The sequence below is a fragment of the Prosthecobacter gellanilyticus genome (genome assembly GCF_007992435.1).
Taxonomy (GTDB): domain Bacteria; phylum Verrucomicrobiota; class Verrucomicrobiia; order Verrucomicrobiales; family Verrucomicrobiaceae; genus Prosthecobacter; species Prosthecobacter gellanilyticus.
Window position 1 is genome coordinate 54,842 of sequence record NZ_BKAG01000027.1, and the last position, 25,048, is coordinate 79,889.

23 protein-coding genes are annotated in these 25,048 nt (G+C 60.5%); 10 read left to right on the forward strand and 13 right to left on the reverse strand.

Annotation, left to right across the window (positions count from 1 at the left end):
- Window positions 1-19: 19 nt before the first annotated feature.
- The 4 genes from folE2 to BGE01nite_RS29425 all read right to left on the reverse strand — a co-directional run bounded on the left by folE2 (window position 20) and on the right by BGE01nite_RS29425 (window position 2,442).
- Window positions 20-832, reverse strand: a complete 813-nt coding sequence (gene folE2, locus BGE01nite_RS17620) for a GTP cyclohydrolase FolE2 (protein WP_146852045.1) — start codon at window positions 830-832, stop codon at window positions 20-22.
- Window positions 833-934: 102 nt separating this feature from the next.
- Complete coding sequence (gene rpsR, locus BGE01nite_RS17625; protein WP_146852047.1) at window positions 935-1,174, reverse strand: 30S ribosomal protein S18; 240 nt, start codon at window positions 1,172-1,174, stop codon at window positions 935-937.
- An 18-nt stretch (window positions 1,175-1,192) separates the two neighbouring features.
- Window positions 1,193-1,366 (reverse strand): 50S ribosomal protein L33, encoded by a 174-nt coding sequence (rpmG, locus tag BGE01nite_RS17630; protein ID WP_146852049.1) that lies wholly within the window; start codon window positions 1,364-1,366, stop codon window positions 1,193-1,195.
- Between the two features lie 29 nt (window positions 1,367-1,395).
- Window positions 1,396-2,442, reverse strand: a complete 1,047-nt coding sequence (locus tag BGE01nite_RS29425; RefSeq protein WP_218033022.1) for a TraR/DksA family transcriptional regulator — start codon at window positions 2,440-2,442, stop codon at window positions 1,396-1,398.
- A gap of 166 nt (window positions 2,443-2,608) precedes the next feature.
- Here BGE01nite_RS29425 and BGE01nite_RS17645 point away from each other — a divergent pair, with 166 nt between their 5' ends.
- The 5 genes from BGE01nite_RS17645 (at window position 2,609) to BGE01nite_RS17665 (ending at window position 8,121) form a co-directional block, all read left to right on the forward strand.
- Window positions 2,609-4,399: a hypothetical protein gene (locus BGE01nite_RS17645; RefSeq protein WP_146852051.1), complete on the forward strand. Its 1,791-nt coding sequence runs from the start codon at window positions 2,609-2,611 to the stop codon at window positions 4,397-4,399.
- Between the two features lie 210 nt (window positions 4,400-4,609).
- Window positions 4,610-5,494 (forward strand): ATP phosphoribosyltransferase, encoded by an 885-nt coding sequence (gene hisG / locus BGE01nite_RS17650; RefSeq protein ID WP_146852052.1) that lies wholly within the window; start codon window positions 4,610-4,612, stop codon window positions 5,492-5,494.
- Between the two features lie 31 nt (window positions 5,495-5,525).
- On the forward strand, window positions 5,526-5,630 hold the full coding sequence (locus BGE01nite_RS17655) for an AURKAIP1/COX24 domain-containing protein (protein WP_133796641.1): 105 nt from the start codon (window positions 5,526-5,528) through the stop codon (window positions 5,628-5,630).
- 17 nt (window positions 5,631-5,647) lie between these two features.
- A complete protein-coding gene (locus BGE01nite_RS29715; RefSeq protein ID WP_146852054.1) occupies window positions 5,648-7,456 on the forward strand; it encodes a tetratricopeptide repeat protein in 1,809 nt (602 codons plus the stop codon).
- 188 nt (window positions 7,457-7,644) lie between these two features.
- Window positions 7,645-8,121, forward strand: coding sequence for a fasciclin domain-containing protein (locus BGE01nite_RS17665; RefSeq protein ID WP_146852056.1), 477 nt, complete (start codon window positions 7,645-7,647; stop codon window positions 8,119-8,121).
- A 263-nt stretch (window positions 8,122-8,384) separates the two neighbouring features.
- Here the strand turns inward: BGE01nite_RS17665 and BGE01nite_RS17670 are convergent, their stop codons facing one another.
- Entirely contained in the window at window positions 8,385-8,564 is a 180-nt protein-coding gene (locus BGE01nite_RS17670) for a hypothetical protein (RefSeq protein ID WP_146852058.1), read from the reverse strand.
- Window positions 8,565-8,891: 327 nt separating this feature from the next.
- Between BGE01nite_RS17670 and BGE01nite_RS17675 the strand changes: the two genes are divergently transcribed.
- Window positions 8,892-11,342 carry a PQQ-dependent sugar dehydrogenase gene (locus tag BGE01nite_RS17675; RefSeq protein ID WP_170266863.1) on the forward strand — a complete coding sequence of 817 codons (2,451 nt, stop codon included), beginning with the start codon at window positions 8,892-8,894 and terminating at the stop codon, window positions 11,340-11,342.
- A 327-nt stretch (window positions 11,343-11,669) separates the two neighbouring features.
- Here the strand turns inward: BGE01nite_RS17675 and BGE01nite_RS17680 are convergent, their stop codons facing one another.
- Window positions 11,670-12,494, reverse strand: coding sequence for a Rieske 2Fe-2S domain-containing protein (locus BGE01nite_RS17680; RefSeq protein ID WP_146852062.1), 825 nt, complete (start codon window positions 12,492-12,494; stop codon window positions 11,670-11,672).
- A 129-nt stretch (window positions 12,495-12,623) separates the two neighbouring features.
- Between BGE01nite_RS17680 and BGE01nite_RS17685 the strand changes: the two genes are divergently transcribed.
- Window positions 12,624-13,196, forward strand: coding sequence for a DUF4112 domain-containing protein (locus BGE01nite_RS17685; protein WP_146852064.1), 573 nt, complete (start codon window positions 12,624-12,626; stop codon window positions 13,194-13,196).
- 16 nt (window positions 13,197-13,212) lie between these two features.
- On the opposite strand, the gene BGE01nite_RS17690 is transcribed toward BGE01nite_RS17685, so the two are convergent.
- Both BGE01nite_RS17690 and BGE01nite_RS17695 read right to left on the reverse strand, forming a co-directional pair.
- On the reverse strand, window positions 13,213-13,734 hold the full coding sequence (locus tag BGE01nite_RS17690) for a hypothetical protein (RefSeq protein ID WP_146852066.1): 522 nt from the start codon (window positions 13,732-13,734) through the stop codon (window positions 13,213-13,215).
- 4 nt (window positions 13,735-13,738) lie between these two features.
- The gene (locus tag BGE01nite_RS17695; RefSeq protein WP_146852068.1) at window positions 13,739-14,101 is read right to left on the reverse strand and encodes a hypothetical protein; all 363 of its coding nucleotides are present in this window, start codon (window positions 14,099-14,101) and stop codon (window positions 13,739-13,741) included.
- 197 nt (window positions 14,102-14,298) lie between these two features.
- Between BGE01nite_RS17695 and BGE01nite_RS17700 the strand changes: the two genes are divergently transcribed.
- The 3 genes from BGE01nite_RS17700 to BGE01nite_RS17710 all read left to right on the forward strand — a co-directional run bounded on the left by BGE01nite_RS17700 (window position 14,299) and on the right by BGE01nite_RS17710 (window position 17,884).
- Window positions 14,299-15,480 (forward strand): PQQ-dependent sugar dehydrogenase, encoded by a 1,182-nt coding sequence (locus BGE01nite_RS17700; protein ID WP_146852070.1) that lies wholly within the window; start codon window positions 14,299-14,301, stop codon window positions 15,478-15,480.
- 158 nt (window positions 15,481-15,638) lie between these two features.
- Complete coding sequence (locus BGE01nite_RS17705; protein WP_218033023.1) at window positions 15,639-16,031, forward strand: VOC family protein; 393 nt, start codon at window positions 15,639-15,641, stop codon at window positions 16,029-16,031.
- Between the two features lie 308 nt (window positions 16,032-16,339).
- Window positions 16,340-17,884 carry a Gfo/Idh/MocA family protein gene (locus tag BGE01nite_RS17710; protein WP_146852074.1) on the forward strand — a complete coding sequence of 515 codons (1,545 nt, stop codon included), beginning with the start codon at window positions 16,340-16,342 and terminating at the stop codon, window positions 17,882-17,884.
- Window positions 17,885-18,162: 278 nt separating this feature from the next.
- Here BGE01nite_RS17710 and bcp read toward each other — a convergent pair whose 3' ends face one another.
- The 5 genes from bcp to BGE01nite_RS17735 form a co-directional block, all read right to left on the reverse strand.
- Window positions 18,163-18,639 carry a thioredoxin-dependent thiol peroxidase gene (gene bcp / locus BGE01nite_RS17715; RefSeq protein ID WP_146852076.1) on the reverse strand — a complete coding sequence of 159 codons (477 nt, stop codon included), beginning with the start codon at window positions 18,637-18,639 and terminating at the stop codon, window positions 18,163-18,165.
- Window positions 18,640-18,710: 71 nt separating this feature from the next.
- Window positions 18,711-19,103, reverse strand: coding sequence for a hypothetical protein (locus tag BGE01nite_RS17720; RefSeq protein ID WP_146852078.1), 393 nt, complete (start codon window positions 19,101-19,103; stop codon window positions 18,711-18,713).
- 312 nt (window positions 19,104-19,415) lie between these two features.
- Window positions 19,416-20,837 carry a hypothetical protein gene (locus BGE01nite_RS17725; RefSeq protein ID WP_146852080.1) on the reverse strand — a complete coding sequence of 474 codons (1,422 nt, stop codon included), beginning with the start codon at window positions 20,835-20,837 and terminating at the stop codon, window positions 19,416-19,418.
- A 39-nt stretch (window positions 20,838-20,876) separates the two neighbouring features.
- A complete protein-coding gene (locus BGE01nite_RS17730; RefSeq protein ID WP_146852082.1) occupies window positions 20,877-23,381 on the reverse strand; it encodes a hypothetical protein in 2,505 nt (834 codons plus the stop codon).
- A gap of 1,282 nt (window positions 23,382-24,663) precedes the next feature.
- On the reverse strand, window positions 24,664-24,939 hold the full coding sequence (locus tag BGE01nite_RS17735; RefSeq protein WP_146852084.1) for a hypothetical protein: 276 nt from the start codon (window positions 24,937-24,939) through the stop codon (window positions 24,664-24,666).
- Between the last annotated feature and the right edge of the window lie 109 nt (window positions 24,940-25,048).

The following is a 25,048-nucleotide window of genomic DNA, read 5'->3' on the forward strand; positions in this document are numbered from 1 at the left end:
GTGGGGACCGAGCATACTCTCACACCCCTTCCTGCTGCCCTTCCGTCCCACGGGTGACGCGGCGTTCGATGACGGCCCAGGCGTTGTGGTTGTGGATGGACTCGTAGTTCACGGCTTCGACCCGGAACCATTTGATGAGCTTGTGGGCGCCGGCCTTCATGGCGACGTTGCGGACGAGGTCCTCGACGAAGACTGGGTTGTCATAGGCGCGCTCGGTGACGGCTTTTTCGTCGGGGCGCTTGAGCACGCTGTAGAGCTCGCAGCTGGCGCTGGATTCGACGAGCTCGATGAGGTCCTCAATCCAGATGGGCTGGCGGAAGCGGACGGAAAGGGTCACGAGACCGCGCTGGTTGTGCGCGCCGCGCTCGCTGATGGCCTTGGAGCAGGGGCAGAGGGTGGCCACAGGAACCTCGACGGTGACGACGTAGTCGATGGCCTCGCCCTCGGCATTGACCTCGAAAACAACGCCGTAATCCAGCAGGCCCTCGGCCTTGGTCACGGGGGCGCGCTTGGCGCGGAAGTAGGGGAAGCGCATCTCCACGTGCGCTTTCTGGGCGTGCAGGCGGGTCATGAGCTCCTGCGGCATGGCGGCGATGCTGGAGACGGTGAGCTCGCGCCCGTGGGCGTGCAGCACCTCCAGAAAGCGGCTCATGTGGGTGCCCTTGTAGTGGTGGGGCAGGTCCACCGCCATGTTCACCGTGGCCACGGTATGCTGGGTGGCCTGGTCACGATCCCGGATGCGGAGGGGGAAGCGGACATCTTTCACCCCCACGCGATCGATGGGCAGGCGGCGGTCATCGCGTTCGTTCTGGGTGTCTTTGAGAGCAGGCATGGGGGCGGGGGCGAGAAGATTCGGGAGGACAAAAAATCCCGCTGCTGCACACGGCAACAGCGGGAAAAATTACGAATGAGGTCCCTTCACGGGCGCTCTTGCTCAGGGCAGGAGGTTCACGGCGCGGGCACGCTTCACTTCGCGGGTCACCTTGCGGTGAAGCCAGGCTGGAAGGCCGGTCACGCGACGGGGCTGAAGCTTGCCGGTTTCGGTGAGGAAGCGGCTAAGGATCTCCGGATGGGTGTAGTTAAGCTTCTCCATCGGGATGTCAGCGCGGCGGCGCGGCATGCGCCGGTTGTTCTTGCGCAGGGAGATGAGGCGTTCGGTAGTCTTGGGTTGCATGACGGAAAATGCGGCTGATTAGCGAATCTCGCGATGGAGGGTGCGCTTCTTGAGGAAGTGATTGAACTTCACTTTCTCAAGACGTCCGGGAGTGTTCGGGCTCTTCTTGTTACGGGTGCTGACGTAGCGGGACGTTGGCATGCCAAGGGCCTTTGCCTCCGTGCATTCGAGAATGATGATTTCGCGTGCCATAAATGTTCTTTGGGGGGCGCGATGCTAGATTACTCTTTGCTAAAGTCAAGCGACTCATTTGCCTGACTCGTCTTGTTGGAGCTGGAGCTCTCAGCGGCGTCATCGTCATCATCGTCATCGTCGGCGTCGGCGGACTCGTCGAGACCGAAGAGGGAGCGGACCGGGCGGGTCCAGCGGCCACCGCGCTGCTCGGCCTCGATCTTGGCCTGGCTGCCGACGGTGAAGCGGGTGAAGGGCAGGGCCTCCAGACGCTCTTCCGGGATCAGCTCGCCGGACATCTCGCAGATGCCGTAGGTGCCCTGTTCGATGCGCTTGAGAGCCTCGTTGATCTCATAGATGGCGTCCTGCTCCTTGGCCAGAAGGCTGAGGGCGAAGTCGCGGTCATAGGCGTCACTACCGGCGTCAGCCTGGTGCATGCCAAAGGCGGACTCGGTGCTGTCGTTGTTACGCAGGTTTTCATTCGTCACGCCTTCAGCGGCGTTCAGATAGATGTCACGCAGCTCGGCGAGGCGCAGTTTCTGCTTCTTCAGGAAGGCGGCAGGAAGCACAGGCTTCTTCGGCGGGGAGTCGAGCGTGATGCCCTCGTCGATGGAATTGGTGTGGCGCTTGACGTTCACCTTCACAGCCGGGCCTTTGGAGGAGGTGGAAGGGGTGGCCTTGGCGGCAGGAGCTGGAGCGGCCTTCTTGGCAGGCTCAGGCTTCGGAGCGGGGGCAGGGGCCGGAGCGGCTTTCTTGGCCGGTGCCGGTGCTGGGGCGGGAGCTGCCGCTTTTTTCGGAGCGGGAGCTGGAGCCGGAGCGTCTTTTTTCGCGGGAGCGGCTGCTTTTTTCGCAGGGGCAGGCTTCGCGGCGGCTTTCTTGGCCGGGGCGGGTGCGGGGGCCGGAGCGGCTTTCTTGGCCGGTGCTGCCGTCTTGGCTGGGGTTTTCTTCACGGAGGTTTTTGGGGGGGAAGTTGGTTTCACCGTCTTGCCGACAGGAGCTTTAGACTTGGCTTTGGGCGCTGGCTTGGCTGTTTTGGGGGCAGCCTTCTTCGCTGGTTTGGCCGGAGCTTTTGGCGCAGGTTTCTTTTTCGCGGACATGGCTCGTGAGGGAGACGGAGGTTGAGATAACAAATTCCGCCAAAGGGCGGAAAAGGGCGCGGATTGTGGCGTGCTTCATCCTAGATGGCAAACGGAATTGCAGGCCCCTGCGGTCGTGCAGACGGTCCTTTTCAAGGGCTGAAAGCCCGCCAGAGTGCGGCGTCTCATGTCCGCCCCATCCGCAGCCAGCCTTCCTTCCCATCCCCTCCTCCGGCTGGCTGTCTATGGAGCCGCCGTCGTGCTGGCGCTGCTGCATGTGTTTGTGACTTTCCGCGGACTGAGCAGCGCCACGGGCATGGAGCAGGCGCAGGTGGCGCGGGAGATCGCGCGAGGGAACGGGTATCAAACGAAGGTGATGCGGCCGTATGCGCTGGCCCGGCTGGGTGCCTCGGACAAACCAGCTTTGCCGAAGGCGATGCCGGAGATCACCCAGCCACCTCTGCAGCCGCTGATCTGGGCGGGGATGTTCAAGGCGCTGGAGGGGTATCAAACGTATGAGCCAACCAAAAGTGGTTCCATTTATCTTCTGGACCGCGCCATCGCCTGCCTCGGCGCGGCGGGCCTGCTGCTGACGCTGCTGTGGACGCATGGCGCGGCGCGCAAGCTGTTTGACGACACCGTGGCCGCGGTGGCCATGCTCTGCCTCCTGGTGTGCGAGCCGCTGTGGCAGCTCTCTGTCAGCGGCAGCCCGGTGGCGCTGCTGCTGCCGCTCTTCGCGCTGTGCTTCAGGCTGCTGGTTTCCACGCAGATGAGGCTGCAGGAAGGGCAGGGCATTCTTGTGCAAGCAATATTGGTTGGGCTGGTCGCGGCGCTCATGCTGCTGACCCACTGGCTGGCGCTGTGGCTGGTGGCGGGCGTGGTGCTGGCGGCGGCCTTCACACTGCCGGGAAAAAGGATCGCGGTCATCATCATCGCGCTGCTGCCCGTGCTGGCTTTTGCGGGCTGGGGCATGTGGCTCACGAAGAGCTCGGGGGATCTGCTCGGCGGTGCCAAGACGATTTTTCAGGCGCACCTCCTGACCGTGGATGCTTCCACGCTTCAGCGCGAGTATGCACTGACCATGCAGCCGATGGTGCTGGACGACCTGCTGCGGAAGCTGGCCGCGAACTGGCGCCATCAAATGTCCCAGGGCTATGGTTATCTGGGCCTGGTGGCGCCGGCGGTGTTTTTCTTCGCGGCCCTGCTGCATCGTTTCCGCCGGGGTGAGACAGTGCGGAGCTGCCAGGCGCTGGGCATCATCCTGGTCATGCTGGCGCTCGGGCTGGGTTTGTTAGGCCTGCCGGAGAAGCTGGAGGATGACAACGCGCTCTACATTGTCCTGGCGCCGGCCATGGCGGTGTTTGGCAGCGCCATGCTGGCCCTTCTGTGGTCACGCCTCCAGGGCAGCATGGCCACGAGCTTCTGGGCCCGGCTGGGCTTTGGGGTGATCGCGATCGCCATCACTAGTGTGCCGATGATTTCGGAACTGCCCGCGCTGATGAGGGCCGGGCTGATTTTGCGCGGGCGCATCAATCCACACTGGCCGCCCTATGTGCCGGACCGCGTCACCATGGTAAAGCAGCTCATCGACCCGGATGAGGTGGTGTTTGCAGATGTGCCGTGGTTTGTGGCCTGGTATGCGGATGTGCCCGCGATCCTGCTGCCGGTGAAGCGCGCGGACTTTGCGGCCATCACTCAGAATGTGGAAGGCAAGGGCGCTCGCGTGGCGGGCATCGTCGTCACGCCTTACAGTTCGCGGGTGACTTTTTTGCATGAGGTCTTCAACGGACCCTACAGCGAATGGCCGGACCTGATCTTCCGCGGCCCCATGCTGGCGCTGGACCGTGAGTTCGTGCCGCACCCGGATTTTAAATTCAAACTGCCGCTGCCGCTGGTGGCGTTTTCCGTGGGAGCCAAGGAGAATCTGAGCATGCAGATGACGTTTTACACGGACAAGATCCGGAAGCTGAAGAAGTGACGCGAGTTCGGAGGGCGGAATTTTGAGTTTGGAGTCAGGAAGAGGGGGCCTCGTGGAGCGGATGAGGAGATAGGGGCTTGGGGCAGGTTTTTTTGGCCGGAAATGAGAGGTTCAGGTGCTCCGGAAGCCGGGTTGGCGGCAGGTGCGGGTAAATTCTCCTTTGCAGTCCGCCAAACCCCGCTACTCTGCGCGCCCTTTTTCCCTCCCCCCATGTCTGAATCTAAGAACACTCTCCGTCTCGGTCTGCCGAAGGGCAGCCTGCAGGAGCCGACGCTTGAACTGCTCAAGCGCGCGGGGTTCAACATCGTGGTCTCCTCCCGCTCCTACCGCCCGACGGTGGATGATGACCAGCTCGAGCTGCGTCTGCTGCGCGCCCAGGAGATCGGCCGATATGTCGATCATGGCTTCCTGGACTGCGGCATCACCGGTCGTGACTGGATCGCCGAGAACAACGCGGATGTGGAGGTCTTGACGGATCTGCGCTACTCCAAGGCCACCTCCAAGCCGACCCGCTGGGTGCTGGTGGTGCCGGATGACTCCCCGGTGAAGACCGTGAAGGATCTGGAAGGCAAGCGCATCGCCACCGAGGCGGTGGACATGACGAAGGCTTATCTGGCCAAGCACGGCGTGAGCGCCGAGGTGGAATTTAGCTGGGGCGCCACGGAAGTGAAGGTGCCTGAGCTGGTGGATGCCATCGTCGACATCACCGAAACTGGCAGCTCCCTGCGCGCGAACAAGCTGCGCATCGTGGACACGCTGATGGAAAGCTACCCGCAGTTCGTCTCCAGCAAGGCAGCGTATGCGGACGCGTGGAAGCGCGAGAAAATGGAGACGCTCGTCCTGCTGCTGAAGGGCGCTCTCGAGGCCCGTGACAAGGTCGGCCTCAAAATGAATGTCCCCGCCAGCTCTCTGGACAAGGTGGTCTCCACCCTGCCGAGCGCCCGCTCCCCCACCATCTCCCAGCTTGCCACGCCTGAGTGGGTGGCCGTGGAGACGGTGATCGCAGAGGCTGTCGTCCGCGAGATCATCCCGCGGCTCAAATCACTGGGTGCCGAAGGCATCGTCGAATACCCGCTGAACAAAATCGTCCACTAACGGACCCTAACCAAACAACCGATACACGAACATGGGATCGCTCAAAAAGCGCAGAAAGACGAAGATCAACAAGCATAAGCGCAAGAAGCGCATGCGTGCCAACCGCCATAAGAAGCGTTTGCGCTACAAGTCCTAACCGTTAGGCTCTTCAGCATGATTTGCCTCCGCCCCGCGAAAAGAACACGTTTCGCTGGCGGAGGCTTTTTGCCTGCAAAGAAGGCTTTTCGCCTGGTTCCCACGGGTTTGGCGCTGGTTTTCCTGACCGGTGCTTCGCTGTTGGAGGGAAAAAATTATTCTCCGGAGAAGGCGGACCTCAGTCTGCCCAAAGTCGGCAGTCCGCCACCGGCTGACCTGGAATTGAAAGCTGAAGGCAGCGCGCTGTCTGAGGCCATGGCGCACTATGCCACGGCATTGCAGCTGGAGAACTCCGGCAAGATGCGCGAGGCGCTGCAGCACTATCTGGAGGTGCTCAAGGTCGATCCCACGAACGCGGAACTGGCGACTCACACGGCCGAACTGGCCTATCATTACCAGGGCAGACCGCAGGCGGTGGCCGTGCTGGAAAAGGCCGTGGCCTTGCGTCCGGAGGATCCGGCGGTGCATCTGAACCTGATCCGTTTCCTCACCACGTATGTGTCCGAGGATCCTTTTGAGAAGGACCGCACCAGCCAGCTGGTCGCGGAGGTGGTGAAGCGCTTTCCGAAGCGTGCGAACGTGGTCTCCTTTGCAGTGCTGCACCATCTCAGCTTCAGCCAGCGCGCGGAGGCACTGGCCATCCTGGACGAGGCTTCCAAGCAGGACGTGAAAAGCCCTGGCTACTGGCTGGAGCTCGGTCGCACCGCCCAGCAGGTCTGGCCGCTGGCCCAGATGGAGATGCGGGAAGACCATGTGAAGAGGGTGAACTTCTTCTTTGATCGCGCGCTGATGCTCGCGGCTGCGGGGCCGAAGGGCGATGCAGTGCGGCTGGAGGTGGCGCAGTTTTATGTGCTGACGAACCAGCTCGAGCTGGCGCGCGGGTTGTGTGAGAAGATCGTGGCGCTGAGCGGCAGCCTGCAGGCGCGCAAGCTGCTCTATCGCCTCTACGATTCGGCAGAGGAGCGGGACTCGGCACTGGCCGTGCTGGAGAAGATCGTGGAGCAGGTGCCGGATGATGTGGAGCAGCGGCGCCTGCTGGTGCAGGCCTATGAATCCCGTGAGGAATGGGCACGCGCAGTGCCGCATCTGGAGGCTGCCATCCAGCTCGGTGGCGGAGATGCCTCCGAGTATCAGGCGCTGGGGCAGTTGCTGCTGCAGGCACGGCTTTATGAGAAGCTGGTCCAGCTCTGCGAGCGCACGACGAAGCTGTATCCGGACAATCCCATCTTCCACATTCACGCCGCGTTCGCCCAGCGCAGCCTGCTGCGATGGGAAAAGGCCATCCAGTCCATGGAAAAGGCTGCTGCCATGGCGGAAAACGGCCAGGCGGAGCTGGTGAACCACCGGTTTTACTTCCAGTTCGGCCTGACTCTGGAGCGCGGCGGCCGCGCGGAGGAAGCCGGGAAGATGTTTGAGAAGGCCATCACCCTCACGCCGAAGGACGAGCTGGATGATGCGGCGAACACCATGAACTACCTCGGCTACATGTGGCTGGAGGACGGGCGTTATCTCGACAAGGCCGGTGAGCTGATCCGCAAGGCGAACGAGCTGCAACCAGACAAAGCCGCGTATGTGGACAGCCTGGGCTGGTGGCATTACAAGAAGGGTGACTACGCCCACGCGGTGATCGAGCTGGAGCGCGCTTTTTCGCTGCTGAAAAACCCCGAGCCGGATGATGCGGAGATCGTCGAGCATCTGGGCCAGGCGCATCTGAAGCTGGGAGACAAGACCAAGGCGCGCGAGATGTTTGAAAAAGCCCGCGACATGGGCCCCACTGACCCGAAACTGCTGAAGCGCATCGCCGAGGGTTTGGAAGCGACGAAGTGAGAAAGTTCCAACGGAACTTTCATAGGGGGCATCCCTGAACCCTTATCAGAACCAGTAGTGTGAAAGCTGAATTCAGCGAATGACACGGCCAGTTGGTGAGTGGCAACGATGACACAGCACACAAACCCACGAAGCCCGATTTTTGGTTTTTTGTTAACCCCCTGCAAAGAAAAACCAAATATACTACTATGAAAAAACTACTTCTTATCGGCAGTCTTCTCGGCATTTTCGCGGGCGCTGCATCGGCTGCTGACGACATTGTCGCCACCGCCAAGTCCGCCGGAACGTTCAAGACTCTGACCGCTGCTCTCGATGCTGCAGGCAAGACGGAAATGCTGCAGGAAAAAGGTCCCTACACTGTCTTCGCTCCGAGCGATGAGGCTTTCGCCAAGCTGCCAAAAGGCACCGTGGAAGAACTGCTGAAACCTGAGAACAAGGAAAAGCTTGGCAAGATTCTCGCCTACCATGTGGTTGAAGGCAAGGTCATGGCGGCGGACGTCAAGACCATGAAGGCCAAGACGGCGAACGGTGCCGAGCTGGACATCAAGGTGGAAGGCGAAAAAGTGACGGTGAATGATGCCAAAGTCGTGAAGGCTGACGTGCCTGCGAGCAATGGTGTGATCCATGTCATCGACACAGTGCTCATGCCTCCTATGAAGAAGTAAGCTGAGGAGGCATTCGCGCCTCATCATCTTCTTTTCGCCGCTTAGCTCGAGTTCCGGGTTAAGCGGCGATTTTTTGAGAGACAGTTGGTGAGAGGTGGATTCCAAGTTGTCAGGCATGGCCCTTATTGCCCTAGCTTGACACCCTTAGCCCGGCATCATCTTTCTGAATCCACTTCACAGTGAAACAGCATAACTAAAAGTTATGCATTATGAGGTGAAGATACGAGCTCCGTCACTGCATCTCGAAGACTGCTTGCTGCGGGTCATCGAATGCTCAGGTCAATGAAGACAATTTCGAGCGGCAAGCCGTCCGAGAAACTGAGTTTGATTTCATTAGGGCCGTCCCGCAGGGCTTCTTTGGCGACGGTCCACGCGCGCAGAGCCTCCGCGCTGCCGAGCCCGTCGGAATTGGGCTGCGGATAGCGCTCCGAAACATCGTTCAAGAAGAGACGATGACGTCAGTTCCCTTCGCCCCTCTGTGGCTGGTCATTCGTGTCAATGAGTGTCCATGAGTGGTTAAAACTGGGATAGCCAGCCAGTGTCGATCGCCTCGCGCTCGTCAGAAGTGTCGCCAAGGCCACTATATGCAGCCCAGAGACAGGTGCTTATGAACACTGATTCCGGCCATCCCATAGTGGTATGGTCATTCGTGTTAATTCGTGTCCATTCGTGGTTGAAGGCCTGTGATTGCCAGCTGGTGCAGATCGACCTTTCGCTTGTCAAAGGCGTAGATTTCTGGTGCAATGACCTCCTCCCCCAACTGCTTCACCATGAGCTTTCTCCGACTTCTGTCGGCGTTGTTGCTGACCTCTGCGCTCAGCCACGGCGCCTTTCCCACGCTTTATCTGAAGCCGGTGGTGCTGCAGCAGTTTCACTCGCCCACCTGCATCACGTATGCGCCAGATGGCAGCGGGAGGGTGTTCGTCGTGGACCAGCCGGGCCGTGTCTACATCATCGAAAACGGCATGATGCGGCCCACGCCGTTTCTGGACATCTCCAGCACGGCCACGACCGTGGCGCACCGGAAGGTGATTGCCGTGGGAACGGGGTATGCGGAACGTGGTTTGTTAGGCCTGGCCTTTCATCCGGGGTATGCGAATCCGGCCTCGCCGGGTTATCGGAAGTTCTATGTGAACTATAACAAGGCGTATCAGGCGGGGATTGATCCACCGGCGCATGACGGTCTTGGCTGGACGCCGAACTGCACGACGGTCATCGCGGAGTTTCAGGTGTCTGCAGCAGATGCAAACAGCGCGGATCCGCTCTCAGAGCGGAAGATGCTGCTGTATGCGCAGCCGCAGTCTAACCATAATGGTGGCAACATGGTCATGGACAGCAGCGGACTGCTCTACATCGGCAGTGGAGATGGTGGTAATGCCAACGACGTGGGGACTGGTCACAACGCAACCAACGCCCTCGGCAACGGCCAGGACAAGACGGTGTATCTGGGAAAAATCCTGCGCATCGACCCGCTGGGCACAAATGGTCCGGGCGGGCAGTATGGCATCCCTCCGGGGAATCCGTTTGTCGGTGCTGGCGGTGGTGTGAAGGAGGAGATCTATGCCTTTGGCATTCGCAATCCGTGGGGCCTTTCTTTGGATGATGGTCCGGGCGGCACAGGCCGGCTTTTCTGCGCGGATGTGGGGCAGGACAGGATCGAGGAAGTGGACATCATCACCAATGGCGGCAACTACGGCTGGCGCTACATGGAGGGAAATGAGCGGCCGTCCTTTTCCTCCACCATGGCGCATCCCGGTGGCACACTGACCGCGCCGATCGTGGAGTATGCGCATCCGAGTGCCACCAGCTCCAGCCTGCCGAAGCTAGGTCTTTCCATCACCGGGGGCTCTGTTTATCGCGGTGCGGCGATTCCGGCGCTGCAGGGCAAGTATGTTTTTGGGGATTATGGAGCCACCTCGGGGGCCCCGAGCGGTATCCTGATGGGTTTGGAGGAGACGGCGCCGGGCAGCGGGACCTTCACCTTCACCCCGGCCATTCCGCTGCTGGGTGGCAACCCTTTCTCCGCGCGTGTGATCTCCATGGGTGAGGATGAAGCCGGGGAAATTTATGTGGGCACCAAGGTCTCCTCCGGAGTTACGGCGCAGGAGAATGGTCTGCCTAACGGAGGATTATACAAGCTGGTGCCAGTCCCCACGAATCCGGCGCCTATCACGCTCACCGCAGTGAAGGACAACAGCATGTTTTCCGAGGGTGAACTGAGCAACGGCACGGGAGATATCTTTGCGGGCACGTCCTCAGCAGTGGATTTCCGTCGCGGTCTGCTGTCCTTCGATCTGAGCAGCGTGCCGGCAAACACGCGCATCGGCGCGGCCATCCTGCAACTGCGCATGACCAGCGCCGAGACGCCCTCCGGCAACCCTGCGCGTAGCACCACGCTCAGCCGTCTCAATCAGTCCTGGGGCGAGGCGGGGTCCTTCAGCGGCAGCGGCGGGGTCGCCGCTCTTTCAGGTGATGTCACCTTCGTGAACCGCTTTTACTCTCCCACCAGCCCGATCTCATGGGGGGAGGGCAATGAAGGCGGCGATTTCTCCACGAGTGTGTCCTCTTCCTTCAATATCCGCACTGAACTCGGCTACTACGCATTCCAGGGACCGCAGATGGTGAATGACGTGCAGGCCTGGCTGGCCGCGCCGGCCACGAACCATGGCTGGATCCTTCGGTCAGATGAAGGCTCGCCTTCGACCACGAAACGCTTTTCCAGCCGTGAAAATGCGGACTCAGCCAGTCGTCCGAAACTGACACTGATCCACGCGACTCCGTATGAAAACTGGCAGGCGGTTTATTTCCCGGGCCTCTTGACCGGGCAGTATCTGGACCCGGAAGGTGATGCGGATGGCGACGGCATTTATAACCAGATCGAGTATGCCTATGGATTCAACCCCACCGGTTTCAACACGTCTGACAACTTCACCACCACCGTGACACCTGTGGGCGCCAATGCGGACCTCACGCTCACTTTTCGCCGTGACACGCAGGCGACAGATCTGACCTACCAACTGCAGGCCAGTGAGAATCTCACGACCTGGACGACCATTGCGGAGAGCATCAGCGGGGCCGCTGCCACAGGTCAGAATGGCGGGACGATTCTTTCGGATACCACACTGAGCGGGACAGTGAACCTCGTGACCGTGAAGCGAACGCTCAGCGGATCAAGTGTGAGCAAACAATTCGTTCGGCTCAATGTGGTGCGCGCGCCGTGATCCGGTCTAGGATCAATGCCGCTAAGCAATATGGGATGGCTGTGATCTTGTGCCTTGAGGGCCAAGGGCCCGACACTCCTCAGCCCAGGCCAACGGCCTGGGATTCAGCATGTTTCGCACTCACCAACGAACCAGAGCGCCGAAGGTGCGACACTCGCCTCCTCGGGTTCATTTGCCGCTGCAACGTCCGGCGTCGAGTGTCGGCCCTACAGGCCTCAACGTCGGACAACCGACGTTGCGTTGGCGCGTTTCCCAGGCCGTTGGCCTGGGCTGAGGAGTGCCGCCTCTTCGAGGCTCCAAACTCAGGATTGATCAGCGGCATTGGGTCTACGGTGAATAAGCCACCTCTGTCTCCACCACCATCTCGATGAAGTAGAAGCCGCGGCTCTGCGTGGAGTCAACGTAGAGAGTCCGGGCGTTGTTGCTGGTGGCAACGGCGGTCTGGGTTTGGTTGGCCACACCGCCGGCCGTGAGGGCAAAGTTCACGGCCACAGGCGGGGTGATCAGATCGGGCGTGTAGCGGACCTTGTACCTGGCTCCGAGCCGCTGGTTGTAGTTCAGGGCCAGACGCTTCGAATTCCCGACCTCGGACTGAATGAACACGGTGTTGAGCTTGAAGTTCAGGCTGGGCAGCTCAATGCGCACCACACCGTTGGCATAACTGGTGTTGTATTTCGGCAGGTTGCCCTGGTTTGCCGTGCCCTCGTCGTTGGCTTTGAGGAGGGTGCCATCCATCGCATAATGGGAGTCGTGACCATAGCAGATGATGAGCTGGGTATCGCCATGGAGGTAGGCATCCACGATCGTGGCCGAATGCGTGCACACCGCGCTCACCGCGTAAAAAACATCTCCGGGACCGCGAGTGACCACCATCTTTCCGCCAGGCAGGTTTTCATTGAAGAGGCCCACGCGCACAGAGCCGTAAGTGCTCTGCAGCACCGGAAAATCGGCGGTCTTCAGGTCGATGACATTCGCCACGTTCACACCGGGTGAGATGTCTGCCAGCACAGTGCTGCGCGCGCCGCTGCCCACAGAGGCGATGCAACCGAGCGCGAAGGTTTTTACCCACTCGCGACGGCTGAGCATTTCCAAGGAAGCCCGTTTGCGGGGAGCGCAGACGGCACGCAGGGGGCAGGGTTCCGTGGTGGACATGGGTTGGAAAGGGGGACTGATATTGTATTGGCCCGGATCAACGAAAACAAGACTGTAATCCGGTCCGCAACGTTCAGGAATCGTAACAGCCGCCTTGAGAGGCAGCCTTCAGCCCGTATTCTTCCCTCCATGCCTTCCGAGCCTTTGAAAGAGATCCGTGTCGATCAGATCCTGCGCCCCGGCCAGCCCGCCTCCGGCGTGGAAGCGGAGATGTTCAGCCACACGGCAGGGGGCAAGGTGGTCGAGTCCGACATCGCGCGCTTCCTGGCCAAGTGGCTGGACAACGTGCTGCGTGTGCCGGGCACGGATTTCAAGATCGGGCTGGACCCCATCCTCTCATTGATGCCGGGCGTGGGGAGCACGATCGCGTCCGGTGGCGGTGTCATCATTCTTTTGGAAGCCGTGCGCAGCGGAGTGAGCGTGCCCGTGCTGCTGCGCATGGGAGGGAACATGCTGGTGAACACGGTCTTCGACTTCATCCCGGCCCTGGGACCGGTGGCCTCTGCCTTCTTCAAGTCCAACTCCCGGAACCTCGGCCTGCTGCAGAAATGGCAGAAGGGACATCAAGAGGCCGTGAAGCGCAGCACAGCGCGCCTCTTTGTGGCGCTCGGGATCATCGTGCTGCTGCTGGCTATGATGATTGTGGCGGTGTTCTTCGGGTATGTGTACATGCTGCGGACAGTGTTTGGGATCGGGGCGTGAGGACGTGCATCAATTTTCAGCCTGTCTCCACGGTGTGCTGACATGTGTCAGCCAATCCTTCGCGCTCTTTGTTTATCCTGTTCCAGCCAAGGCTTTCCATCACGGGATGAGCTGCGTTTGGTGCTAGCGCAGGGAGAACGAAGTGCGTGAAGACCTCAAAAAAGGCGTTTAGAGTGGCATCTTTAGCGAACCGGCTTCTTGCCGCCATGGTCACCACCCAATCCGTGTTTCTCAGTGATGCCCAGAATGCCTCCGGCTGCCAGTAATTTTGCCGGACTAACCAGAGTGCTTTTCCGAGAAGCTTGTTAAACTCCTGCTCGTCACCAGCGACAACTGCATCGAGTTCTGTGACATGATACCAGTCCTCCACGAGGTGATTCACGTTGATGAACTCTTGAAGCCGTCCCTGCAATGACGATGGGTTTCCGTGAACAACGTCAGCATCAAGCACTGATTCGATGACGATCCAGATGAGTGAGAAGTCGGTGATGTCAAACTCCTCGCGCCAGCCTTTATAACGTAGAAAAGACTCTGCCATGAGCTCAGAGCCGCTTTCCGGTGATGCGTTTGTCGTTGAAGTCGATGGCTTCGAAGGCGGAGTAGCTCTCGTTGAAGGTGAGGACCGCTTTGCCCTTCTTTTCTCCCTGGCGGTGGAGTTCGACGGTGTGCAGGTCCTTGACCTTAAATTTGGCGGTGAAGTTCGGGTGACGGAAGGTGCCGTCCTCCATGAAGACGCATTCGCGGTCAGGCACGCCTGCCTGCACATTTTGCCAGGCCCATTTCGTGGCGAGCAGGAGCTGGCGGAAATGCTCGGTGGTGCCGACACGGCTGGGGACCTCAGGCTTGTCCGCCAGCAAGGCGAGGGGGGCGATGGCGAGCAGGCAGAGGAAGTGGAGGCGCTTCATGGTTGGAGAGTTGGATGACAACAAAACGGGAGGATTTTGTCGATGCTGGTTTTCGGCAGGGTGGAGTGGGGGGATTGAATCCGCCGAAAGACCCGGCGCATCAGCCAGCGTTTGAGTCCGGCTCCGAATGTCCGTGGTTTTTCAGGCTTGCCCTGATGGCTGCGGGCGGCGCATCCTCCCGCTCCCCTCCTTCCTTTATGAAGTTCATTGCCTCCCTTCTCCTCGCTCTTGCGTTTGTCAGCTCGTCTGTGGCTGCAGATGCCATCAAGCTGACCCGTGTGTATGAAAAGCTCGCCACGCAGTGGCCGGTGGCGCTGGTCATTCCGCCGGATGGCTCCCAGCGTGAGTTCCTGGCGCTGCAGCGCGGGCAGATCCTGATCCTGCCGAAGGATGAGAAGAGCGCCGAGGCGAAGACTTTCCTGGATCTCAGCTCCCGCGCCATGGAAGCAGCGAACGGCAAGTTTGAGGAAGGTCTCAATGGCCTGGCCTTCCACCCGAAGTTCGCGGAGAACGGTCTCTTTTACATCACCTACACGCAGCAGAAGCCGAAGCGTCTCGTGATCAGCGAGATGAAGGCCACCGGCGACAAGGCCGATGAAAAGAGCGAGCGCGTGCTGCTGGAAGTGCCGCTGATCAACTGGAACCATCACGGTGGCAACATTGTCTTCGGTCCAGATGGCTATCTCTACATCGGCGTGGGTGACACCTCAAAGCGCAACGACGAGAAGCGCATGGCGCAGCTTAACGCGGTCATGGTCGGCAAGGTGCTGCGCATCGACGTGAACGGTCGCGATCATCACAACGCCTATGGCATTCCCGCGGACAATCCCTTCGCCGATGGTGTGGATGCGCTGCCGCAAATCTATGCGTATGGCATCCGCAATCCCTGGGGCATGAGCTTTGATGACAAAGGCCGCCTCTGGCTTGCCGATGTCGGCCAGGACCTGTGGGAAGAGATCAACTGGATCGAAAAAGGCGGCAACTACGGCTGGAGCTATCGCGAAGGTTCACGCCCGTTCGCGCTGCGCACGGACACTCCGCCAGAAGGCACAAAGCTGATCGACCCCATCTTTGAATACAACCACGGAGAAGGCCTCAGCATTACCGGCGGCGTCATCTACAAAGGCAAGGCTGTGCCTGAGGCTGCTGGAGCTTATGTCTACGGTGACTTCGTGCTCGGCAAAATCTGGGCGCTGAAGGTGGATGAAGCCGGCAAGGTGCAGAGCAACGACCTCCTCTACACCAGCCCGCAGACCCCCGCTGACAATCCAAAGAAGAAGCCCAGCGTGCTGGTGAAGCCCACCGCCTTTTCTGCCAACGCCGCGGGTGAGCTCATCGTGCTCGACTGGAATGGCGCTGTGTATCGGGTGGAGAAGTGAGGTTTGTTAAAGCCTGCGTTTTAACCACTGATAGGCGCTGATAATCACTGATGACCAAGCCTTCGCGGGCTTGGTCATTTTTTTGGGTGGTGAGCTGTGGGTTGAAGATCTGAATGGCGAAGTCTGAGGCTTTGATGGACTGTGCGGCCATGAGCCGCATGATTTACATCACTCTTCCCACGAAGGATCTGCAACGGGCACGCACTTTTTACACGGCCCTGGGCTTTGCGGAGAATGAGAAGTTCAGCGGCGAGCATGGTGTGGGCATCATCATCAGCGAGACCATCCAGGTGATGCTCTGCGTGGAGTCCTTTTTCGCCACCATCTCGCCCCGAGAGTTGTGTGACACCTCCAAGTTTGTCTCGGCGCTGCACTGCCTGAGCTGTGCGAGCAAAGACGAGGTGGATGAGCTGGTGAGGAAAGCCGTGGGAGCTGGAGGTTCGACCTTTGAGGAAGCTGAAGACCATGGATTCATGTATCAGCACAGCTTTCTGGATCCGGATGGGAATGGCTGGGCACTGATGCATGTGCCTGAGGCGGAGGCGGGCTGAGCGGCTTCGGGCAGTGCTTTCTGAACCCCAGATTCTCTTACCACTCATGGGCACTGATTTGCACTGATGACCCAATCATCAGAGGGTTTGGTCATTAGTGTGAATTAGTGGTTAAAAGAGACCGCTCTCACAGACATGTGCTTTCCCAGTGTCCAGGGCTTGTCGCGCTGACCGGGACACGACGGGCGCGCAGAGCCCCCTCAAAGCAGCCTTTTTCGGCTCATTTGTGATCGGAAGCGCAGGAAAAGAAAGGTTGCGGGCGGCCCGTCGTATTTGGTAGCCTTCCGTTTCCCCCAGACTTCTCTGCCATGAACACAAACCAAACCAACCGCCGCACTTTCTTGCGCGGAACAGTCGCCGGCGCTGCCGGTCTCGCCACGCTGCCCACCTGGGCCGCCCCTCTCGGAGCCAACGGTGACGTCCGCGTCGCTGTGATCGGCTTCAAATCCCGTGGCAACGGCCACATCGGCAGCCTGCTGAAGATCAAAGGCGTGCGCCTGGTGGCTCTCTGCGATGTGGACAGCGATGTGCTGGACAAGAAGGTCGCTGAGCTGGCCAAGAAGAACATCAAGGTGAAGGCCTACAAGGACTTCCGTGAGTGCTGCGCCGATCCAGAGATTGACGCCATCACCATCGCCACCCCGAACCACACACACACGCTGATCGCCCTGACCGGCATTGCCAATGGCAAGCACGTGTATGTGGAGAAGCCCGTCTCCCACAACATCTGGGAAGGCCGCAAGCTCGTGGAAGCCTCCATCGTCGCCGCCAAGAAGGACCTGGTGGTTCAGCACGGCATGCAGCGCCGCTCCGACCTCGGTTGGGCCGCCGCCATGGAATACGTGAAGAGTGGCAAGATCGGCAAGGTCACCCTCAGCCGTGGCATCAACTACAAGGCCCGCAAGAGCATCGGCAAGATCGCCGCTCCTCTTTCCCCGGACGCCAACGGCCAGTTCAAGCCCGGCATCCTCACCGACGCGAATGGCAAGGGCCTCGCCGGCACGGTGGACTACAAGCTCTGGAGCGGTCCTCGCGGCATCATTCCGGTGCAGCGCACCCAGTTCCATTATGACTGGCACTGGCAGTGGGCCTACGGCAATGGCGACATCGGCAACCAGGGCCCGCATCAGCTCGACGTGGCCCGCTGGGCGCTCGGCAATCCGGACCAGCTTCCAAAACGCGTGATGAGCCTCGGCGGCCGCTGGGGTTATCAGGACGATGGCGAGACCGCCAACAACCAGATGGCGTTCTATGAATTCAATGAAGGCGCCCCGCTGCTGTTCGACAACCGCGGTCTGCCGATGAAGGACATGAACTGGACGAAGGGCTATGAGCCTGTCTACCGCATCAACGGCAAGACCTCCGCTCCTCGTATCGGCAACGTTATCCATTGCGAAGGCGGCTTCATCGCCGAGTCCAAGGCCTATGACAACGAGGGTAACACCATCGAGAAGTTCGACAACTTCCAGGACGGCCCTGACCACATGCTGAACTTCATCGAATCCTGCCGTGCCGGCAAGATCACGAAGGACGTGCTGAATGTGGCCCACGGTCACCACGCCGCCGGTCTGGCCCACATGTCCAATGTGTCCTACCGCCTCGGCAAGAAGATCAGCAACGACGAGATCAAGGAGCGCCTCAGCGGCAACAAGGCCGCCCAGGAAACCTTCGACCACTTCGTGCAGAACCTGGTGGACAACAAGATCGATCCGAAGGCCGACCAGGTCTCCTGCGGACCGATGCTGGAGTTCGACCCTGTGTCCGAGAAGTTCATCGGCGAGTTCGCTGAAGAGGCGAACAAGATCGCGACCGACACCTACGTGTCCGAGTTCGAGCTGCCAAAGATCAGCTAAGACACTCTGAAGTGTTTACAGAAACCCGCGTCACAAAAGTGGCGCGGGTTTTTTTGTTGCGATGTTAGTTAGGTCTCGAGCGGTGGGCGGTCGCGAAATGGCGCGAAGCGTCTTGGAGTGCGCCAGTCCTCTGGCGCTCTGGAAGGCCTAACGAAAAGCTTTGTGCAAGCTGGCTGCGAAGGCCGCCCAAGCTCCATCCGGCCTTCAGAGGTTCGCGGATCACCCGCTCCGGCGAAAGCTCCAGAGGACTGGAGCACTCCAGGACGCTCCGCGCCTGCTCAGTCCAATGCCTTCAATACCTGATCGAGATGCTCATCCGGCTTCACCTTCGGCAGCACCGCTTTGATCTTGCCATCAGGTCCGATGACGAAGGTCGTGCGCTCCGTGCCCATGTATTGGCGGCCGTAGAGAGTCTTCTCCACCCACACACCATAAGCATTCACGATCGCATGGTCTTCATCACTGATGAGCGGAAAGGGCAGCTCATACTTCTGGATGAACTTCGCGTGCTTCTTCGCGCTGTCGATGCTCACGCCAAAGACCTTCGCCTTCTTGGCGATGCTGCTCCAGCCATCACGAATCGCGCAGGCTTGCTTCGTGCAGCCGGGGGTGTCGTCTTTTGGGTAAAAATAGAGCACCACGTTTTCACCCTTGAGCGAGGAAAGCTTCAGCGTGCTATCTGCGGCATAGTCACCACCCACGACGGGGGCGCTGAAATCTGGGGCTTTGGTTCCTGGCTGGGGCTGGGTGCTCATGAAGTGGGCTTTAGAAGCACCCGGCATTTGCTGCAACTCTTACCTGAGATGCCCGGGATGATGATGCCCTCTCAATCGACCTTGATACCTACACTTCTTTTGAGCTCATCCATCCGACGCTTCTGCAGATCATTCCGGAGTTGAATGAGCTCACGGGCACGATCAGAGCCCACCAAGGCAGAGATGCGTGCTTCCACTAAAGCTTCATCGGCTTTGTGGTCTGCCTGCATTTGATGGTAGAGTGCTGTTCGCTCGCGCGAAACCGGGAGAGGATTGGCTGTGAACTGCATCGTGCGTTCCGCGAAATGGTATTCAAGGTCGTGCAGTTCTTGAAAAACATTAGCCTCATCTCTTTCGGAGAGATTCCAATCCTTCATCGGGGCGAGGTAGTCCGGCATGCGCTTTCTCATGACTCCGGCAGTCGCATTTTGATAAAAGACAGGATTGTTGTTCCGGTTGGCCATTTCTCCCGCGCGCTCATCGGTGGCCTCGCTTTCCAGCTGGGTGATTTCGACGGTTCGGCGCGCAGCGCTGGCAGCGTGGTCATGCGAGCTCTCAGCGGAAGGCGTGCCTGCCGCGATGATGGGAGATGATGCCGCTTGCCTGGCCCGCCTTCTGCCCTTGGGTGCTATCAAGACGATATACACGCCACCTAACAAAAGAAGCAAAATAACCAGGAGTTTGGTTCTCATCGGGATGAGGTTGTCCACTGATGGCAGGGCTCAGGTCAAACTAAAATGTTCTCGCCAAGCCTTTGCTGTCAGTCCTTCAATCTCTCACAACTGGCTCAAAACCTCGCGCTGATGTTTGTCCGCATCCGTCAGATGCTGGGGATCGAAGCTGTCAAAAACACGCAGGGCCAGGTCAGGCTGGCGGGCGGTGAGATGAGCCTGGATGAGACGGCGCTGGGCAGGCGCATCCTGCGGGAAGCGGCGGAGATAGCTCTGCCAGAGCACGGTCGCCGAGGCAGGAGTGGCCGCAGCTTCGGCAAGCGTGGCGGCGAATTGCAGATCGCGGTTCTCGGGAGCCTTGCGCAGAGCTTCGGTGACGATGCGGCGTGCGAGCGCATCCTGCTGGGCGAGGTCGAGTACCGCAGGGCGCAGCGTGGGCTGGCTCAGCGCCTGGTGCAGGAAGCTGGTGGCAGCAGGAAGAGCCTTCGCATTTTCAGCCAGGGCACAGATGCGGGCCAGCGCCCCGCGTTCACCCGTGGCGGCGAGGCGCAGGCAGGCTTCAAAAGCCTGCGCGGGCGGCAGTTCGCGGTCCACGATGGCTGCGTATTCGTGCAGCCAGTGGAGGTAGTTGTCATCCAGATCGGCACGGGTGAGCAGTTCCTCAGGCTTCACGCTGTGGTCCGGGAAGCAGGCGAGCAAACGCTCCAGCCAGGGAAGGATTTTGATCTGCTCATGACATGCACGGGCACTGATGAGAGCTCGGCCGAGGATGGCTTCAGGCACGGGCGCATCCTTCGGCAGGGCTTGCAGACGCTGAAGCTGGAGGTCCAGGGCTTCCTCGGCCCGGTTCAGACGCACCAGGAGCTGCACCTGGAGTTCACGGGCTTCATCCAGATGCTTGGCGGGAGCAGCCTCGCCGGCTTTTTTCAGCCAGTCCGTGATGGCGGCCAGCGCGGCGGAGTGCATCTCACGGCTGCGGGCGATCTGCACATACGTGAGCGTGATGGACCAGCCAGAGCGCGGCAGCTCCGCGGCACGATCCAGGATCATCATCGCAGACTCCAGATCTCCCTCCCGGCGGGCGCGGTCAGCCAGCACTTCAAAGGCATACAGGCGCATCTGGTCATCCAGACGGCCACCGGAAGCGGCGATCATGAGATGGGCCTCCTTCGTGATGATGACGCTGTCTTCCTGGCCGAGCCAGCCTAACAACAAGGAGTCACGCAGCGTGCCCGCTTTTTTCAGCATGGCGGACTCACGCACGGTGAGCTCACGCAGCTGCTGCATGGGCGGCAGGCTGAGCCAGGCATCCACCAGGGCCAGGCGCTCATCCTCGAGGGTGACGATGCTCATGAGGATGCGCTTCGCCACGGACGGGGGGCATTTGATGAGATACTTGGAGAGCCTCTCCAGCCGCGGAGTGCGCTGCGGATCCTGAGCCACGGCGGTATCCGCCGGCTGCAGGCGCCAGACCCAGACAGCGGCGAGTCCGGCGTAGAGGAAGAACAGGAGAAAGAGACGGGACATGAATCAGAAAAAAGGGAGTCGGCTCAGCAGACAGAGATCTCAGCGCATGGCGGCCTTGTGCTCAGGCAGGATCCGGAGCTGGACGGTGGCCTGGCTGGGAACGGTGAACTCGATCCGGCCGTCCGGCCCGGCCATGAGGTAGTCTGGCGCGCCATTGGCGATCATCTGGCAGATGCTCCCGGGCATGATGCCCTCAAAGCTCATCTCCACGGGGCGCGTGTGAGACACCTGCAGGAGCGCGCGGCTGCTGCCAGCCTCCAGATAACTCACACTCCCGGTGGAGCTGGCCAGACGCAGGTAGTCGCGCTCGGCATCGCGGCGCATCACCAGCTCCGTGCGGCGCAGGCCCAGGGTGTGGATGTAGACCTGGTCTCCCTGGCGGGTGAAGCCGGACACGCCCGTGCAGGCGGCCAGGTCAGGCACTCCGGCGCTGGCAGGCAGGCGCAGAGTGCGGGCACGACCTTCGTTCACGATGATCCAGCGGTCCGCGCCAGTCTGGAAAAGGCGCGTGCGGGAGGCATCGCGCATCAGGCGGGCGTATTCACCCACGGTCACAGCCTGGAAGGGCTGGGAGGCGCACCAGTCCAGCATCTTCTCCACCTGCTTCAGGTGGTTGGCGCTGGCGGCATCATGGAAGCTCAGGCTGACCTGCACGGGGCTCAGCCAGCGGCGTTGGCCGGTGCGGGTGGCCTCGGCGATGAAAGCGGCGGCATCCCCGGTGTTTTGAGTCAGCACGGTGCTGAAGCTCTCCCCTGAACTCCAGCCACGGGCTGGCAGTGGGGAAATGCGGCCCGCCAGCGTGGCGGAGCTTTGCGTGGCCACGTTTTCCACGCTCATCTGGTGGCTGAAGGCAGAGGCCTCCGCGCTGGGGAAGCTGCCCTGAGGCCAGCTCACCAGGCGCATGGCCTGGCCCTGGCCCAGGAACTGGCGGTGCAGCCAGCCGAGTGATCCCGCCACTTCACGCTCCATGGAGAGGTCTTTCTCAGGAGCAGAGGCATTCATGAGACCTCCGGAGGCGGTCTTGCCCTCCCAGGTGGTGGGGCGGCTCATGGTGCCGGAGGCAGCCTCCACATGGCTGAGGGTGAAAAGGGTGCGGGCAGCCTCCTGCAGGCGGGGCGCCTGACGGGCATCCACACCGGGTGTCCAGCCGCGCACATCGGCCTCTGAGACAGCCACGGTCATGGGCAGGGCATATTTGGAGACCACCTTTTCCAGCATCGCTTCAGCGGCCACAGGAAGGCCAGGGAGATCCGTGGTCTCGGCATAGCCTTCAGAGCTGATGTGCGTCACCAGCAGGCGGCGTCCGTCCAGGCTGGTGGTGTCCATCACCGGGGCCGTGGGGTAGCGGGAGAGCAGGCTTTCCAGGAAGGGCAGGGGATTCACCTGCGGACCCGCCTCCAGGGCCAGCGGGTCCAGCCAGAGACCGCCCCAGGTCGTGAGGGCCACCTGGCTGTGCTCCACATGGTCAGCCTGCAGGGAGAGCAGAGTCTTGCCGTCATCAGTGGTTAGGCGCACATCCCGCAAACCGGAGACCCGTGGGGAGATGGCCCCGGGGTTCATCATGAGATCAGCCTCCGCATGCTTCACGGAAGCGGCGGCAGGCTTGGCCACAGAGCTGCCAGTGCCGGAGAGGCCGAGGACCTTGCTCACCTGCGCCCAGTCGCCGGCATTGGCCCAGGGCTGGCCGGTGAGCAGCAGCGGCACTTTTTGTTCGGCCAGGGTAGTGACAAGCTCCGCCAGGGCATGCTGGCGCTCACGGCTGAGGCTGAGAGACTGGTCCAGGATCACGGCGCTGACACCTTGATGGCCGGGCATCCAGGCGCTGCCTTCCTGGCTGGCGTCCTGATACGTCACCTGATAGCCCAGCCACTCCAGCGAACCGTGCAGGAGGCGGGCAGTGTAGGTCTCGCGGGCAGCACCCGTGTGCAGCACCAGTATCCGGCGGCTGACTTCCAGCAGGGGCCCCAGGTTGGCCCCGTGGATGTCTGGCGTGGTGAAAAAAGGCACGCCGCCGAGCTGGCGGATGCGGGCCGCACGTGCGGCGATGTTCGTGGGCTTCTCAGGGTTCTCAAAGCCGACCACGTAAGAGCACACACCCTGGCGGGAGGCATCCAGGATCTTGCGCTCCAGGCGCAGGGCGCTGTCGGCATCCGCATTGGCACCCGTTTCCTCGATGAAGACGATCCCGTCCAGATGGCGGCGTGCCTCGCGCAGCAGGGAGGCTCCTCCTTCCAGGAAGAGCTGCTTGTCTGGGTAGGCGGACTTCAGCATGGGCAGCACCCGCAGCAGAGCGGCGCGCTCGGCATCATGGCTCATCGTTTCCAGCTCAGAAAGCATCACTCCGTCAAAGCCGCGCTCGGCAGCCGTTTCGACCAGCTCATGCACCACCACGTGCGCCCAGTGCGGATGGGTGGCATCCAGGCGCACGCTCCCCAGGGCCTTGCCCTCCAGCAGCGGCACACCCAGTTCCTTGGCCAGCTTGGCCGCAGGCGAGCCCGCAGGCACCTCAAAGAGCGGCACCCTAGCCAGGACCTTATGACCCAAGGCATGGGCCGCCTCCAAATCCACCTGGGCATCCACGCGCAGGATGCAGAGATCAAAGGCGCTTAATCCTAAGGCTTCCGGTTTCTCAGAAAAGTCTACGAGCAGCCTGGTCTGGCCCGTTTGCGCAGGGGAAAATGGAGCAAAAGTGAGAGTGATCGCACTCGCGAGGCGCAAAAATGGGAGTCTAAGCGACTGGAGGTGGAGGGCAGTGCGGAGGCTCATGCTAATTGTGAGAACGTTCCCATTTTGGACAGTTTGATCATAAAATCAATAATTTCCGCGCCACATACCATTTTCTTACTTTAGACATAGTTTCACAAAGCTCTTACAACCTAGTCATTTCCTTCTCTGAGGTCCGTGCGACTTTCCCAAAGATCGAAAGATCAAACCTTTCTGTGTGGTTCCGATTTGGCTGTTGGTACCCATCACAAGTGAACGAGGCGCACCGGGTGGTGCGCCTTGATTCGTTTCTGGGGGGCACACGGGATGCCCCGTCAGGTCGGATCCAGTCGGATTAGCTCGGATCCACCCCCGAGTGGCCAAGTTTTCTCCGAAGGTTGAGCCTCCTGGCACACCCAGGACCACCACGTCAAAAAAAAACAGCCTGGATCCACCCGGATTAGGCTGGGTTGAGCCCCGCAAACCGCGCCTGCACTCATATCTACCTCCCCTCCTGTATGCCAGCCCAGCAGGTCGGATCCGGTCGGATTGACTCGGATCCCTCCAAAGTGGCCAATTTTCTCCGAAAGTTGAGCCCACCCCGACAGCTCCCCCGCCCGCCGCTCGCAATCCAACCTCGATCCACTTGGATTAGGCCGGATCGCCCCTCTTCTGAAACCACCGTAAAGAACCGTCAACCACGGTAAACGACCGTCAACGGCTCCCGTCGGATTCAGTCGCATCGCTCTCCCCATGCCCGCCGTCCGCGTCATCCGCCCCATAAGTCCTAGGAGCCCCATTTCACAGCGACCACGCACCTTCACCTCATCGGTCAGGCCAAAGGACGTAAGCGAAAACAAAATATAGCTCATCAACGGAAAAACCCACAGCGGGCAGGCCCATCATCCCTCCAGCCGGATCATTCCTCAAGGGACCCAAGCGGACCCTTTGGACACCGTGAACCGCGCACTCGCCTAACAAAAATGCTCTCGATTCTCGGATGACCCCATGCCCTCTCATGAGTCCCATGTGTCCCGTCTGACTCATCGCTTCCGAACCTTGAATCCACAGTACTCCCGCAGTCGTGGAGCGTCATAGACAGCGCCAGTCCCTTGATTCGTTGTCAGTGATGCGTCATGGAGCCTTCGCAAGCCAGGATGAAACCTGCCCCATCACCCTCACCCTGGATGACCGCCGCCTCATGGGCCTGTGGGCAGCCGACAGCGCAGAGCGGGTGCGGCCCCGTTGAAGCAATCCTGACGATGGGGCAATGCTCGGTGTTGACGAACGCCTCGGGAAATCTCATTGCATCAAGCGACCATTGCCCCGGATTCATCACCGTCACCCCATCCACCTGCGCCTGGGTGATGGCGGAGATGGCATCGAACAGTGTCTTCAAATCATTGCGCTGGCTGCGGATGGCGATGCTCTGTGACGGGTTGACTTGAGCTGGATGGGCATGGTTGGGAGGGCATAAAAGGGTCGCCGCCTTTTGGCGGCGCCCAGGG

Excerpts from the sequence above, each read along its gene's own strand:
- folE2 (WP_146852045.1), bottom strand. The coding sequence starts at position 832 with ATGCCTGCTCTCAAAGACACCCAGAACGAACGCGATGACCGCCGCCTG.
- rpsR (WP_146852047.1), bottom strand. The coding sequence starts at position 1,174 with ATGCAACCCAAGACTACCGAACGCCTCATCTCCCTGCGCAAGAACAAC.
- rpmG (WP_146852049.1), bottom strand. The coding sequence starts at position 1,366 with ATGGCACGCGAAATCATCATTCTCGAATGCACGGAGGCAAAGGCCCTT.
- BGE01nite_RS29425 (WP_218033022.1), bottom strand. The coding sequence starts at position 2,442 with ATGTCCGCGAAAAAGAAACCTGCGCCAAAAGCTCCGGCCAAACCAGCG.
- BGE01nite_RS17645 (WP_146852051.1), top strand. The coding sequence starts at position 2,609 with ATGTCCGCCCCATCCGCAGCCAGCCTTCCTTCCCATCCCCTCCTCCGG.
- hisG (WP_146852052.1), top strand. The coding sequence starts at position 4,610 with ATGTCTGAATCTAAGAACACTCTCCGTCTCGGTCTGCCGAAGGGCAGC.
- BGE01nite_RS17655 (WP_133796641.1), top strand. The coding sequence starts at position 5,526 with ATGGGATCGCTCAAAAAGCGCAGAAAGACGAAGATCAACAAGCATAAG.
- BGE01nite_RS29715 (WP_146852054.1), top strand. The coding sequence starts at position 5,648 with ATGATTTGCCTCCGCCCCGCGAAAAGAACACGTTTCGCTGGCGGAGGC.
- BGE01nite_RS17665 (WP_146852056.1), top strand. The coding sequence starts at position 7,645 with ATGAAAAAACTACTTCTTATCGGCAGTCTTCTCGGCATTTTCGCGGGC.
- BGE01nite_RS17675 (WP_170266863.1), top strand. The coding sequence starts at position 8,892 with ATGAGCTTTCTCCGACTTCTGTCGGCGTTGTTGCTGACCTCTGCGCTC.
- BGE01nite_RS17680 (WP_146852062.1), bottom strand. The coding sequence starts at position 12,494 with ATGTCCACCACGGAACCCTGCCCCCTGCGTGCCGTCTGCGCTCCCCGC.
- BGE01nite_RS17685 (WP_146852064.1), top strand. The coding sequence starts at position 12,624 with ATGCCTTCCGAGCCTTTGAAAGAGATCCGTGTCGATCAGATCCTGCGC.
- BGE01nite_RS17690 (WP_146852066.1), bottom strand. The coding sequence starts at position 13,734 with ATGGCAGAGTCTTTTCTACGTTATAAAGGCTGGCGCGAGGAGTTTGAC.
- BGE01nite_RS17695 (WP_146852068.1), bottom strand. The coding sequence starts at position 14,101 with ATGAAGCGCCTCCACTTCCTCTGCCTGCTCGCCATCGCCCCCCTCGCC.
- BGE01nite_RS17700 (WP_146852070.1), top strand. The coding sequence starts at position 14,299 with ATGAAGTTCATTGCCTCCCTTCTCCTCGCTCTTGCGTTTGTCAGCTCG.
- BGE01nite_RS17705 (WP_218033023.1), top strand. The coding sequence starts at position 15,639 with ATGATTTACATCACTCTTCCCACGAAGGATCTGCAACGGGCACGCACT.
- BGE01nite_RS17710 (WP_146852074.1), top strand. The coding sequence starts at position 16,340 with ATGAACACAAACCAAACCAACCGCCGCACTTTCTTGCGCGGAACAGTC.
- bcp (WP_146852076.1), bottom strand. The coding sequence starts at position 18,639 with ATGAGCACCCAGCCCCAGCCAGGAACCAAAGCCCCAGATTTCAGCGCC.
- BGE01nite_RS17720 (WP_146852078.1), bottom strand. The coding sequence starts at position 19,103 with ATGGCCAACCGGAACAACAATCCTGTCTTTTATCAAAATGCGACTGCC.
- BGE01nite_RS17725 (WP_146852080.1), bottom strand. The coding sequence starts at position 20,837 with ATGTCCCGTCTCTTTCTCCTGTTCTTCCTCTACGCCGGACTCGCCGCT.